Origin of the sequence: Winogradskyella haliclonae, from assembly GCF_014635865.1 — a bacterium.
Lineage (GTDB): Bacteria > Bacteroidota > Bacteroidia > Flavobacteriales > Flavobacteriaceae > Winogradskyella > Winogradskyella haliclonae.
Genome location: NZ_BMDQ01000002.1, coordinates 149,827 through 162,799, shown reverse-complemented (window position 1 = coordinate 162,799; position 12,973 = coordinate 149,827). Strand labels below are relative to the sequence as shown.

At 33.0% G+C, this 12,973-nt stretch carries 13 protein-coding genes; 2 read left to right on the top strand and 11 right to left on the bottom strand.

Annotated elements, in window-relative coordinates:
* Positions 1-93 precede the first annotated feature (93 nt).
* The gene (locus IEV10_RS08815; protein WP_188374349.1) at positions 94-570 is read left to right on the top strand and encodes a hypothetical protein; all 477 of its coding nucleotides are present in this window, start codon (positions 94-96) and stop codon (positions 568-570) included.
* A 48-nt stretch (positions 571-618) separates the two neighbouring features.
* On the opposite strand, the gene bshA is transcribed toward IEV10_RS08815, so the two are convergent.
* Both bshA and IEV10_RS08805 read right to left on the bottom strand, forming a co-directional pair.
* Entirely contained in the window at positions 619-1,755 is a 1,137-nt protein-coding gene (gene bshA / locus IEV10_RS08810; protein WP_188374348.1) for an N-acetyl-alpha-D-glucosaminyl L-malate synthase BshA, read from the bottom strand.
* 87 nt (positions 1,756-1,842) lie between these two features.
* Positions 1,843-4,803, bottom strand: a complete 2,961-nt coding sequence (locus IEV10_RS08805; protein WP_188374347.1) for a serine hydrolase domain-containing protein — start codon at positions 4,801-4,803, stop codon at positions 1,843-1,845.
* A gap of 153 nt (positions 4,804-4,956) precedes the next feature.
* Here IEV10_RS08805 and IEV10_RS08800 point away from each other — a divergent pair, with 153 nt between their 5' ends.
* Positions 4,957-5,364 carry a hypothetical protein gene (locus IEV10_RS08800; RefSeq protein ID WP_188374346.1) on the top strand — a complete coding sequence of 136 codons (408 nt, stop codon included), beginning with the start codon at positions 4,957-4,959 and terminating at the stop codon, positions 5,362-5,364.
* On the opposite strand, the gene serB is transcribed toward IEV10_RS08800, so the two are convergent.
* The 9 genes from serB to IEV10_RS08755 form a co-directional block, all read right to left on the bottom strand.
* Positions 5,365-6,588 (bottom strand): phosphoserine phosphatase SerB, encoded by a 1,224-nt coding sequence (gene serB, locus IEV10_RS08795; protein ID WP_188374345.1) that lies wholly within the window; start codon positions 6,586-6,588, stop codon positions 5,365-5,367.
* 115 nt (positions 6,589-6,703) lie between these two features.
* Complete coding sequence (locus tag IEV10_RS08790) at positions 6,704-7,186, bottom strand: ABC transporter ATPase (RefSeq protein ID WP_188374344.1); 483 nt, start codon at positions 7,184-7,186, stop codon at positions 6,704-6,706.
* Positions 7,186-7,824, bottom strand: a complete 639-nt coding sequence (locus IEV10_RS08785; protein WP_188374343.1) for a hypothetical protein — start codon at positions 7,822-7,824, stop codon at positions 7,186-7,188. The genes IEV10_RS08790 and IEV10_RS08785 overlap by 1 nt, the downstream gene beginning before the upstream one ends.
* The gene (locus IEV10_RS08780) at positions 7,817-8,008 is read right to left on the bottom strand and encodes a hypothetical protein (protein WP_188374342.1); all 192 of its coding nucleotides are present in this window, start codon (positions 8,006-8,008) and stop codon (positions 7,817-7,819) included. Before IEV10_RS08780 ends, IEV10_RS08785 begins: the two co-directional genes overlap by 8 nt.
* A gap of 2 nt (positions 8,009-8,010) precedes the next feature.
* Complete coding sequence (locus IEV10_RS08775; RefSeq protein WP_188374341.1) at positions 8,011-8,799, bottom strand: (Fe-S)-binding protein; 789 nt, start codon at positions 8,797-8,799, stop codon at positions 8,011-8,013.
* 3 nt (positions 8,800-8,802) lie between these two features.
* Positions 8,803-9,432, bottom strand: a complete 630-nt coding sequence (locus IEV10_RS08770) for a hypothetical protein (RefSeq protein WP_188374340.1) — start codon at positions 9,430-9,432, stop codon at positions 8,803-8,805.
* Between the two features lie 5 nt (positions 9,433-9,437).
* Positions 9,438-10,748, bottom strand: a complete 1,311-nt coding sequence (locus IEV10_RS08765; protein ID WP_188374339.1) for a 4Fe-4S dicluster domain-containing protein — start codon at positions 10,746-10,748, stop codon at positions 9,438-9,440.
* Positions 10,749-10,756: 8 nt separating this feature from the next.
* Complete coding sequence (locus IEV10_RS08760; RefSeq protein ID WP_188374338.1) at positions 10,757-11,704, bottom strand: MlaD family protein; 948 nt, start codon at positions 11,702-11,704, stop codon at positions 10,757-10,759.
* A 59-nt stretch (positions 11,705-11,763) separates the two neighbouring features.
* A complete protein-coding gene (locus IEV10_RS08755) occupies positions 11,764-12,894 on the bottom strand; it encodes an N-acetylmuramoyl-L-alanine amidase family protein (RefSeq protein WP_188374337.1) in 1,131 nt (376 codons plus the stop codon).
* Positions 12,895-12,973 lie beyond the last annotated feature (79 nt).

The window sequence follows — 12,973 nt, the reverse complement described above, 5'->3', positions numbered from 1 at the left end:
TTAGTTTATAAAACTATCAATATTTACAAATATAAATTGATTTTTGGCGTTATTTTTGAAGAATAAAAGGAAATCATTAAAAAACGATACATTATGAAAAAATTTGTTTTCTCGGCATTTGCAATAATTGGGTGCCTATTATTTACAAACGCGCAAAGCATTTCTGACAACGCCATTGGATTACGTCTTGGCGATAGTGATGGTCTTGGTGCTGAAATTTCTTATCAACGTGCATTGGGTGATAATAATCGATTAGAACTAGACTTGGGCTGGAGAACTGGTGATGACTTTGACGGTTTTAAACTCGCAGGAATTTACCAATGGGTATGGAACATAGACGGCGGTTTTAACTGGTATGCAGGTGCTGGTGGTGGCGTAGGATCTTATGATTTTGATGCACCAATTAACGATAGCGAAACTTTTTTCTTTATTGCTGGGGACGTTGGTATTGAATATGATTTTGATATACCACTTTTAATATCCTTAGATTTTAGACCTGAAATTAGTTTTGGGGATTTCAATGACGATACAAACTTTGATATTGCATTAGGTATTAGATATCAATTTTAAGCACCTATAAAGTCTATAAAAAAAGCCATCTTTGATAGATGGCTTTTTTTATTTTACTAAATACTCAGACAATGTTTTCTCATATATCGCTTCATATTTTGGCACAATAGCATGCAAATCGAAGTTTAGAGATTGAGCTTTAGCATTAGCTTTAAATACAAGTAATGTTTCTTTATTTCGAAGTATTTTAAGAGCATTTCTAGTCATTTCCTCTACATTTCCAACATCACTTAAATACCCTGAGTAACCATCTTTATTTACTTCAGAAAGCCCACCAGAATTAGAAGATACAACAGGAACGCTTGATGCCATTGCTTCAAGCGCAGCAAGTCCAAAACTCTCGGTCTGCGAGGGCAACAGAAATAAATCACTAAAACATAAGATTCTATCTATTTCATTACTATTTCCAAAGAAAACAACCTTGTTACTAATACCTAAATGCTTCACTAAGTTTTCTGCAGGTTCTCTTTCTGGTCCTTCACCAACCATCATTAATTTTGCTGGAATCTCTTTTTGAATGTTATAAAATACCTTTATTACATCTGGTATGTTTTTTACTTCTCTGAAATTACTTATGTGTGTAATTATTAGCTCGTCATCTGTTGCCATCATACTACGCTGGCAGTCTGTAAAATTTGGTTGATGCTTCTCTATATCAATGAAGTTTGGTACTACTTCAATTTCATTTTTTATATCAAACAAACGCAGTGTATCTTGCTTTAAACTTTCTGATACTGAAGTAACAGCATCAGACTTATTAATACTAAAAGTAACCGCTGGCTTATAAAAAGGGTGACTACCAACCAAAGTAATATCAGTGCCGTGCAAAGTTGTAACTATCGGCACATAAACACCATCATCTTTCAACATTTGCTGTGCCATATAAGCGGCATAAGCATGTGGAATCGCATAATGCACATGCAGTAATTCTATACCATGCAATTTCACCATATCTACTAACTTACTTGATAAAGCCAATTCATAGGGTTGGTAATGAAACAATGGATATTCAGGGACGTGCACCTCATGAAAATGTACATTTTTACTTAACAATTCTAAGCGTACAGGTTGTTTATAGGTAATAAAATGTATTTCATGTCCACGTTTAGATAATTCTAAGCCTAATTCGGTGGCCACCACGCCACTACCACCAAAGGTAGGATAGCAAACAATTCCAATTTTCATATTGTGTTGATTATATTAAGCTAAATTAAAAGATTTGAAATAGTAAAGCTTGAAGTTTGTTAGTTTTAACGAATAATTACAACTCTTTTAATCTATGATGGCTTCGTATATATAACGTTGAATTTCTGTTCTAATATTCTCGCGCAATAATCTGTTTTTACCAGCTTTTGGATAAGTTCTATTAGCTAAAAAGACATATACAATTTCTTCTTCTGGGTCAGCCCAAGCATAAGTTCCCGTAAATCCAGAATGTCCAAAGCTTGTCATTGAAATACAACCACATGTTGGTCCAACATCACCTAACTGTGGTTTATCGAAGCCTATACCTCGCCTATTATCTCTGTGGCAATAATGGCATTTAGTAAATTGTGCTAGAGTCTCAGTCTTAAAATATCTCTTTCCTCCATAAAAGCCATTCTGCAAATACATTTGCATCAACTTTGCAACATCATTTGCATTACTAAAAACACCAGCATGACCACCTACTCCATTTTGCATGGCTGCACCCATATCATGCACATAACCGTGTACTTTTTGATACCGAAAATAATCGTCTACTTCAGTAGGTACAATATCTTTTAAACTGAATTTATCTCTTGGTTTGTAGGTCGTATAATTTGCACCTAAAGATTGGTATATATGGTCTTGAATCAGCTCATCCAAACCTTTATCATGATATTTTTCTATATATTTTTTTAATATATAATAGGGTAAATCACTATATCTGTAACGAAGCGTGGATAGCAAACCTGTTTCTTTAATAATATCATGTATAGAATCTTTATAATCTTTACGCATAAATAAATTATCTGTTACCTCTACATTGTATGCACCAATTCTTGAATTTCTATACCATTTTTTTAAAGGCTTTTTAGTAATCGTATCTAGTGTTTTTGCGTAAAAAGGTATCCAAGGTTTTAAACGTGCATAATGAGACAGCATCTGCTTTATGGTAATATTTTCTTTATTAGTGCCTTTATATTCTGGAAGCAATTTTGAAATTTTTGTATTTAACGACAGTACATTATTTTCTTGAAGTTCCATGATTAAAGGCAGTGTAGACATAATCTTTGTTAAAGATGCTACATCATAAACATCATCAAAGTCTACCTTGTTCTTTTTTGAATATGTATGATATCCAAAGTTTTTATTATAAATCACCTTTCCTTTTCTTGCTACTAAAAGTTGAATACCTGGCGTCATTTTTTCATTAACTGCATAGTTTGCTATAGAATCTAATTTAAAATTCAATAGTTTTGAATCTACCCCAACAGATTCAGGTAATCCGTATGACAAATTATTAAGTGCATTATATGTTTCTCCTTGTCCATATTGAAAATATTGCCCAGCAGAAACTGGCAACTTTCCTTTGACTCCAATAGCTCCAAATAGTAATTGAGCAGATTTTTGCTGTGAAATGGTACTATTTTGATAACTCATTACAACGGCTTCAATATTTTCAATAGTACTAAAATCCATTAATGCATAAGGTCTTGCAAATACATCAAGTACAACTGTATTTGTCCTTGCAATCTCGTACAGCCATGTTAACTCTTTAGTAGAAAACTTATAAGATTTCCATGGATTTGCATTTGATTTATGAAAACCAATAACAACAGTATTGTAGTTTTTAAGTTTTTCTAATAAATCATTCAAACTTTCTGCAGAGACTCTATGCACCTTAGTGTATTTTTTTAATTCATTATAAAAATCAGAACCTTTATCATCACCCAATGTTACATAGGCTATCTTCTTAGTCTCTAAATTTCGTAAAGGTAAAATGCTATTCTTATTTTTTAAGACCGTAATTGCTTCTTCGAAGAGTTTTCCATATAATACATCATCTTCAACTCTATTTATATCACCATGAACACCATAATATGGTAAAGGTTTATAATCCTGAAGTCCTACTTTGTATTTAGCCATTAATATCTTCTTAACAGAATGCGCCAAGCGCTCTTCAGAAATATCTCCTTTTTCAAATGCTTTAAAAATCTTTTCAATACCCTTAGGTACATTTTCGGACATTAGCATCACATCATTACCGGCTTTAAAAGCCATAAGATCTATTTCGCCACGTGTATCCATCTTCTTCTTGGCTACACCATCTATTGCAGGTTCAACAAAGTCTGCAGCGCCTTTCATTGTTAATGCATCTGTAAAAATTAAACCTTTAAACCCTAGTTCTTTTTTTAATAAATCTGTTACAACATATTTGGATAAGGATGTTGGCAATCCATTTTGAATTCCTAATTCTGGAATATTTAAATGTGCCACCATAACACTAGAGAGTCCTTCTTTAATAAGTTTTCTATAAGGATATAGTTCTACAGAGTCAATTCGCTTTTTAGTAAAACTAACTGTCGGTAAAGTTTTATGAGAATCTACATCTGTATCGCCATGACCAGGAAAATGTTTGGCATTGGCCAAAACACCAGCCGACTGCATGCCTTTCATAAACGCTGAAGCTTTACTAGTAACATTATCTTTATCTTCTCCAAAAGAGCGATTTCCAATGATTGGGTTCTTTGGATTTGTATTAATATCTACTACTGGTGCAAAATTAAAATGCACGCCGACTCGCTTGCAGTGCTCACCTATTTGATAACCTGTTTGCTCAACTAATTTATGATCAGAAACTGCACCTAAAGTCATATTCCAAGGAAATGCATATGTAGAATCTAAACGCATACTTAAACCCCATTCTGCATCCATACCTATTAAAAGTGGGATTTTAGACTCAGATTGTAAGTTATTATTCATTTTTACTTGGCGAGTCGGACCTCCTTTTGAATAAATAACACCTCCAATACCGTATTGTTTTACCAATGCTGCAATCTCATTTTCATGCTTAAATCCTTTATTAGAAAACGCTTGAACCATAAACAATTGTCCAATACGCTCTTTTACAGTCATAGAATTATAGACACTGTCAACCCACTTTTGTTGAGCTTCAATATCTTCTGTTAGTAATGGGTTTGGTGTGTCCTCTTGCGAAAAACTAAGAGAAGAAAAGAATAAAAATATAATGAGGGTAATACGCTGCATGAATTTGTTTTTATAGTATTAAATCTATAACGAATACTATGGCAAATTAGCATAAAAACCAACAAGTAAAAAGACTTTATGATAGATTTATAAAGACATTAATTAACAAGTAAACAATTTTTAAATGGAATAATATTTGTGAAGCTTTATACTATGAAAAAAGTTTTACTACTATTTAGTCTATTATTTATATTAAATGTATTAGGTCAAAATCGTAAAAGTATTTCAGAGTCTAAATTAATTGGTTATTGGCTTGTAAATAAAACAATTAAATCGAATGGGAATAGTATTCTGATCTATAAGCGTACTAACAAAAAGGATTTTAGTTCTAAAATAGAGTTTAAACCCAATGGCATATTCTTAAAACATTCTGGTTTAGTCAGAAGATGCGGAAATGACAATTCTCGAAGAAGCTATAAAGGCATGTATACTATTTCTAAAGATAAAAATCAAATTGTATTTGATCAATCTAGTAAATTTGAAAGTGTTTGGACATTTAAATGGATTAACAAAAATGAATTTGCTATACTCAAACCAAAAGGATTTAATGGATATAAATAACTAATCTAGTAAGTCTATATGTCGATCATGATAGCCTAAGAGATATAGTACACCATCTAAACCAATACTAGAGATTGAACTTTGTGCATTATCCTTAACCTTTGGTTTTGCGTGAAATGCAATACCCAAACCTGCCAGATTAAGCATTTGCAAATCGTTAGCGCCATCACCAACAGCAATAGTTTGGCTAATATCTATACCTTCTTTATCTGCAAGTAATTGTAAATATTCTGCTTTTTTATTTCCGTCTACAATATCGCCAATATAGCTTCCTGTGAGGAGTCCGTCTTTAATTTCTAGCTCGTTAGCATAAACGTAATCTATATCTAGCTTCTCTTTAAGATAGTTGCCAAAATATGTGAATCCTCCAGAAAGTATTGCAGTTTTAAACCCATAACTGTGTAATGTGTCCACTAATCGTCTAGCACCTTTAGTAATAGGCAAATTTTCTGCAACTTGTTGCAGCACATCTTCTGAGAGTCCTTTGAGAAGCTTCATACGCCTTTTAAAACTTTCATTAAAGTCTATCTCTCCTTGCATTGCAGATTCTGTTATTGCTCTTACTTCATTACCCACTCCAGCTAATTCAGCCAACTCATCAATAACCTCTGTCTGAATTAGAGTTGAATCCATATCAAAGCATACTAAACGTCTATTACGTCTAAAAATATTATCTTCTTGAAATGCAATATCTACATCTAAATCATGTGAGATTTGCATAAATTTTTCAGTCAACTCAGTTTTATTATCAATTCTCCCACGAATGGACAATTGAATAGATGCCCTTGGATATTCTTCCGTTCTTACTAATGAAAGTCTACCTGTCAACCGTTTAATAGAGTCAATATTTAAACCTTTTTCTGATATGACATTAGTGACTTTAGAAATTTGTTCTGCTGCCAATTTTTCACCTAAAATAGTGACGATGTAACGATCTTTTCCTTGTAAATTGACCCAATGCTCATAATCGTCTAAGGAAATGGGTTTGAATTTTGCGGTAATCCCTAACTCATAGGCTTTAAACAATAAGTCTTTTTGTACCGCAGAAGATTTAGGACCAGACTCTATCTCGAACATCATACCTAAAGATAAGGTATCGTGAATATTGGCTTGACCAATATCTAATATTTTTGCACCGTATTGCGCTAAAACACTAGTCAAACCTGAAGTTAATCCAGGCTTATCTTGACCTGAAATATTTAATAAGAAAATATCTTTTGCCACTAAATACAGATTGATTATTTAAGAAGTGTAAATATGCTTAATCTCCATAAATAATAAAAGAAAAATGAATTGTGAATTTTACAAAAATAATGAGATATGACTAAGAAATCTTTAATTACAGAAATCTATTGTGCCAACTCTCACTAGCAGGTACTTCCCAGTTTTCTTTGAATTCTGCGATATTAGTCACCAAATTATTGAATACAATTGTTTTTTTTGACACCGCTTTTTGTTTTGCCATTTTTTTGAATTCAATCAAGGACTTATGAGCTATAAACTCACCTTGCTTGTAGGACACATTCATCTTATCCATTAAATCAACATTATATGTCTTTTCTAAATCTTGAATAAAATGTACTGAAGCATCTATAGAGCAACCTGTTGCAATATTTAAACTCTGGTTTAAGGCGATAACAATAAAACGCTTATATACAATTTTAAAGCCGGCTTGCAAATCTTGTCCGTGAGCAGTCCATGCTTGAATAAAGACATTTAGCTTCTCTTCAATTTCAGAAATTTCAGTTTCTGAGAATGAACGATTTGCCTGATATATCCAAACACGTGATTCTTCGGGAAGTGTATCGAAATCTACTAGCATTATTTTCTATTAATAGATTTTAAAACTTTCTTTTTCACATATCGTTTTTCACTTAAATCATAGATGTCCAATTCTTGGTATTCCACATAAAATTGCTTGCCAAAATTAGATTTCTTTAATTGATCAGCTCCATTAAACTCATTGATAATGATAAACGTATGTGACTTATCAAAATCATCAGTCATTGTTATAGAGGATACAATATTATTTTCCATTGAAACTAATGTGACATCCAAACTCAAAACATTACCACTTGTGTAAGATAGCTGTGAAGAATCATCTGCATAATCCTCTATGTACTCGCCAAGTTCTTCTTCATTAAAAAGTGCCATAAAATCTTCACCACATGTACCCACCATTAAAACACCAACTTCTTCTCCTAAGGCTTCAAAATCGACTTGAGGATTTTTCTCAAAATAGCTACTCTCTTTTTTTCTAACGCCATAACTTTTAATAAGACATACGCCAAGTGCTAACTCTTTCTCTTTCATAGTCTTTTTTTCTTTTACATCACTTGTAGCAATACACTTGCATGTATCATCTGCTATAAGTTGTAAAATCTCATCTTTAGTTTTGTCTTGAGCATTAGTGATAAAAATTGAAAATGCAAAAAGGGCGAAAAATAATAATCTATTCATTTGTTTTTTTATTTTGATAATAATAGCGGAGTGCACCAGTTCCAGCAAAGAACAAGAACCAAAGTGGTATCCACTTATAATTAATTAATCCGTTTTTAAAATAGCTGATTACCAAAAGAATAACTGTAAACAACACACCATTTCTTAAGGCGACCTTAAGCATTTGTTTGTCCGCAGTATTCATAACTAATCTTGGTCGTTTGCAATAAGTTCTGCAACATCCAAAACAGTGATACTATCTTCTTTCTCTTTAGCCTTTATGCCATCCGTCATCATCGTGTTGCAATAAGGGCAACCAGTAGCAATAATATCAGGAGTAGTTTCTAAAGCTTGTTCAGTTCTTAGTACATTAACATCTTTATCTCCTTTTTCTGGCTCTTTAAACATCTGTGCACCTCCAGCGCCACAACATAATGCTGTACGCTTGTGCTTTTTCATTTCAACCAAAGTAGCATTAGTATTTTGAAGTACATTACGCGGTGCATCAAATTCATTGTTAGCACGTCCTAAATAACAAGGGTCATGAAATGTAATACGTTTACCTTTATAGGTATCTCCCTTTACAGATAGTCGACCAGCATCTATTAACTCTTTGATGTATTGGGTATGATGAATAACATCGTAAACTCCGCCAAGTCCTGGATATTCGTTTTTAAGACAATTAAAAGAGTGTGGGTCGCAAGTCACAATGCGTTTTACTTCGTAGGCATTAAGCACTTCGATGTTCATCATGGCTTGCATCTGAAATAAGAATTCATTACCAGCACGCTTAGCAACATCTCCTGTGTTACTTTCTTCTGCTCCTAAAACCGCAAAATCTACATTTGCATTATTTAAAAGCTTTACAAAAGCTTTAGTAATCTTTTTTGCTCTATCATCATAACTACCGGCAGAACCAACCCAAAATAAAATTTCTGGTTGTTTGCCTTCTGCCATATATTCTGCCATTGTTGGCACTTTTAGTTGCTCACTCATGTCTTAGTTCTTTTTCTTTGCTTCTAGCATTATGCTTTGATGGTAATCTTTAGATTTTTCAATGACTCCCACAGGTAGTAGGTCTACAAAAATTGGAGAATTTGCATCATAGTTTAGCATAGTCCATTTATTATTTGAGGTTTCATTGTTTAGAAAAATGACCATTCTGTTAGGAGCAGAAACATTGACCTTGCTATCCGTCTCAAATGTAGCATCCATTCCTTGAACCTTAAACATCTTAACCATCAAATCTTGACCTTCTTTATCAAAACTTTCCTGTTTAAAAGTCATAGACATGGACATATCGTACGTTAAGAAAGCATAATCTGTTTTTGAATCTTCATCAGTGAATGTTTCAGATAAAGTATACTCTGGGTCTAGTTTAGGTAAGTCAATAGACATCTCATCAGTACCTTCAAACATGGAAACAAACATGTTTTTCATTGTCTCTTTTGGAACCATATCATATATTTTTGGATAGGTCATGTTCAAAAGTGCTTCAAAGTTTCTTTCATTTGTGTTTTTAAACATTAACTCAGTCATTTCAGATAATGTTTCATCTTGAGCAGAAGCAAAGCATGATATACTTGAGATTAAAAGGATTGATAGTATTTTTTTTACATTCTTTATCATACAGCTTATTCGTTTACCCAATTCAAACGGTCTTGTTGATTATATGGCCATGGCGCACCATTGTTTTCGATATTGGTCATCATATTATTTAGCTCCATTGGTGCAGCACTTTCTTCCATCACCAAATAACGACGCATTTCAATGATAATAGACAATGGGTCTATACTTACAGGACAAGCTTCGACACAGGCATTGCAAGTTGTACACGCCCATAATTCTTCTTTTGTAATATAATCACCTAATAATTGCTTACCGTCATCTTTAAACGCTCCACCATTAGCATCTATATTTTTACCAACTTCTGCAAGACGATCGCGAGTATCCATCATAATCTTACGAGGCGATAATTTTTTACCAGTTTGATTCGCTGGACATTCGCTAGTACAACGCCCACATTCTGTACAGGTATAGGCATTAAGTAACTGAATGCGATTTAAATCCATAACATCACTAGCGCCAAACTTTGCAGGCTCTTCAGCATTATCATCTTCTGCAGGAGCAGCAAACGGGTCTGCATTTGGATCCATCATTAGCTTTACCTCATTGGTAACAGCTTCAAGATTATTGAACTGTCCTTTTGGTGTTAACTTTCCATAGTATGTATTTGGAAACGCTAGTAAAATGTGTAAATGCTTTGAAAAGTATAGATAGTTTAAGAAGATTAAGATGCCAATAATATGTAACCACCAAGCACTGCGCTCAATAAGATGGAGCGTATCGGAATTGTCTCCAAATAATGGCGAAATAAATTGTGAAACTACATTTCCAGCATTCATATTTTGAAAGGTAATATCTGTCGCATTCATTACTAAGAACAAACACATTAAAACAACTTCAAAATACAATATAATATTACCGTCATTCTTAGGCCAACCTTTCATTTCAGAGCTTAAAAAGCGTTTAAGATTGATGACATTACGTCTTAACCAAAACACAATAACCGACACTAAAACAAGTACAGCTAGGACTTCAAAACACCCAATCAGAAACCCATATACAGATTCTGGAAGCACTTTTAAACCTACACGATGCGTGCCAAAAAGACCATCAATTATTATTTCTAAAACTTCGATATTTATAATCACAAAACCAACATATACGATAATATGCAGAAAACCAGCAACAGGACGTACCACCATTTTGCTTTGCCCTAGAGCTATGCGTGCCATGCTTTTCCAACGCTGGTTTTTATTATCACTTGTATCTATATCATGACCAAGTTTTATGTTTCGAATAAGTTTTTTGATGTTTCTGACAAAATAACCTACGCCAGCAATAAGGATTACTGCAAAAATTATATTTGATAAATAGTCCATGTAATGATTTAATTCTTTTGTTTTTGTTCTTCAGTAGGTGCTTCGTAAGGAATTTCTTTTTTAGATAAAATTCGTCTGTAACGTGCAGGATGTAATTTTATATCTAGTAATAATAATTCCATTTCTTTAGAAGCAGCCTCAAGATTATTATACAACTTGTCATCTTTAAGAAGTTTTCCTAAGGAACCTTCTCCTTTTTCAAAGCTTTCTAAAAGAGAATTTATGTTTAATAATGTCTTGTCAAAATCTGTAATAGTTTTTGATAACTCAGCCTTTTTCAAATCTTCAGATAAGATGGAAAGATTAGCACTAGCAGTTTTAAAGCTTTCTAAAGTGGCAGCAATCTTTTTATCATTCTCTTTCACTACACCTTGTATTGAATATGATAAACTTTTGAATGATTTTAGTGTCGCATTAAGCTCTTTGATTGTCGCTTTTAATCCAGCATCAGATTCGTCCGCTACTAATCCATTAAGACTTACCATCAATGTATCTGCAGAACGTAATGTCTTGTCTAGATTAGTACTTAAACCTGAAAAATTATCTTTTAATGAAGAAATTAGACCTGGTTGGATTTCAGATTGAATAAAATCGCCTTTTTTTGCTTTAATACCTTCATTAGAATCTATTACAGCCAAGGCATTACCTCCCATAATTCCAGTTTCATACAAACGGATTTTTGAACTTTTAGAAAACTCCAATCTTGGGTCAACAGAAAATTCAACTCTAGTTTTACCTGTTTGAAAATCGTATTTAATGTCCTCTACTTTGCCAACAACATTGCCCATTATGGTAACTGGTGATGACATTGTCAATGCATTATATTCAAACTCCGTATAGAATTCTACTTCATCTGAGAATAAGTCTTGACCTTTGAGATAATTAAAAAGATATATGAAAAGAAGTACTCCAGAAATAACGAGTACAGCAGTTTTAACTTCTCTAGAAATTTTCAATGTTTTGATCTTTGATTATTGACAAAATTAGGAATAAAATAGTTAAGAAGTATTCTATTTTATCGACTTTTAAGCGCCTCCTCTACTGGAATTCGCTTTCCGTTTTTATATGCTACTATAAAACAGGATGAATAGCCTTTGGATTTAGCAGTTTCTTCAAGAAGTTTTGCCTGATTATAATCGGATGTTACACCATAATAATACTTGTAAAGCTTACCTAGTTCTACACGGCTTATATCGGATAAACCGTTAAAATTATATGATTTTGTTTCAAGCTTTTTTGAACTCGCTGCTATTTGAACTTTAAAAGTGACACCTTCTATAACATGGGTGGTCTGTTTCTCTGCTTCAATGGTGTCAGTTTTCGTTGTGGCTTCATCTACATCCACAAAAATACTTTCGCCAATATTTTGGTCTAATTCATTTTTATAGTCAATAATGGCCTCTTTTATTGCTTTTGCCATTTTAGATTGACCAGTTTTTGTGTTTAAAAACGCACCTTCTTTTTTGTTGGTTAAAAATCCTAATTCAACCAATACACTAGGCATGTATGTGTTCCGAATAACCAACAAGCTTTTCTGTTTTAGACCTCTGCTCTTACGCTTTACTTTGTTTTTAAATGCGTCTTCAATTTTACGGGCCAAAAGAATACTTTGCTCAACATAAACTTCTTGTTCAATCCCTATAGCAATAGTAGATTCTGGGGAACTAGGGTCAAAACCAGCATAGTTTTTTTCGTAGTCTTCCTCTAAAAAAATCACTTCATTTTCACGCTTTGCAAATTCAAAATTTCGACCTGTATTTTTTTCTCCTAACACCCATGTTTCTGTTCCGTATGGCTTAGGATTAGCTACAGAGTTACAATGAATAGATACAAACAAATCCGCATCAGCTTTGTTAGCTATATCTGCACGTTTCCATAAATCAACAAATTTATCGGTCTTACGGGTGTAAATAACTTTAACACCTTCCAACTTTTCAAGCTCTTTTCCTAATTCTAAAATAACCTTAAGCGATATATTCTTTTCTTTATAGCCATTGCCCAAATTACCATGATCTCTACCACCATGACCAGCATCTAAGACAACCACAAACCTATCATCTGGAACTTGTGCAAAGCTAAAAGATGTTAAAGATGTGATAAATGCTATAAGCATTAATACTAATATGTAATTCTTATTCGTTTTCATGTAAATTTTAAAACGGCAATTACTCTATGTTTATTACCTTATTTTATTTCGCTCGATTATATTTGAAACTTTAATTGTA

What these genes read in the sequence shown, in the direction of transcription:
- IEV10_RS08815 (WP_188374349.1), top strand. Translation starts at nt 94, where the DNA reads ATGAAAAAATTTGTTTTCTCGGCATTTGCAATAATTGGGTGCCTATTA.
- bshA (WP_188374348.1), bottom strand. Translation starts at nt 1,755, where the DNA reads ATGAAAATTGGAATTGTTTGCTATCCTACCTTTGGTGGTAGTGGCGTG.
- IEV10_RS08805 (WP_188374347.1), bottom strand. Translation starts at nt 4,803, where the DNA reads ATGCAGCGTATTACCCTCATTATATTTTTATTCTTTTCTTCTCTTAGT.
- IEV10_RS08800 (WP_188374346.1), top strand. Translation starts at nt 4,957, where the DNA reads ATGAAAAAAGTTTTACTACTATTTAGTCTATTATTTATATTAAATGTA.
- IEV10_RS08790 (WP_188374344.1), bottom strand. Translation starts at nt 7,186, where the DNA reads ATGCTAGTAGATTTCGATACACTTCCCGAAGAATCACGTGTTTGGATA.
- IEV10_RS08785 (WP_188374343.1), bottom strand. Translation starts at nt 7,824, where the DNA reads ATGAATAGATTATTATTTTTCGCCCTTTTTGCATTTTCAATTTTTATC.
- IEV10_RS08780 (WP_188374342.1), bottom strand. Translation starts at nt 8,008, where the DNA reads ATGAATACTGCGGACAAACAAATGCTTAAGGTCGCCTTAAGAAATGGT.
- IEV10_RS08775 (WP_188374341.1), bottom strand. Translation starts at nt 8,799, where the DNA reads ATGAGTGAGCAACTAAAAGTGCCAACAATGGCAGAATATATGGCAGAA.
- IEV10_RS08770 (WP_188374340.1), bottom strand. Translation starts at nt 9,432, where the DNA reads ATGATAAAGAATGTAAAAAAAATACTATCAATCCTTTTAATCTCAAGT.
- IEV10_RS08765 (WP_188374339.1), bottom strand. Translation starts at nt 10,748, where the DNA reads ATGGACTATTTATCAAATATAATTTTTGCAGTAATCCTTATTGCTGGC.
- IEV10_RS08755 (WP_188374337.1), bottom strand. Translation starts at nt 12,894, where the DNA reads ATGAAAACGAATAAGAATTACATATTAGTATTAATGCTTATAGCATTT.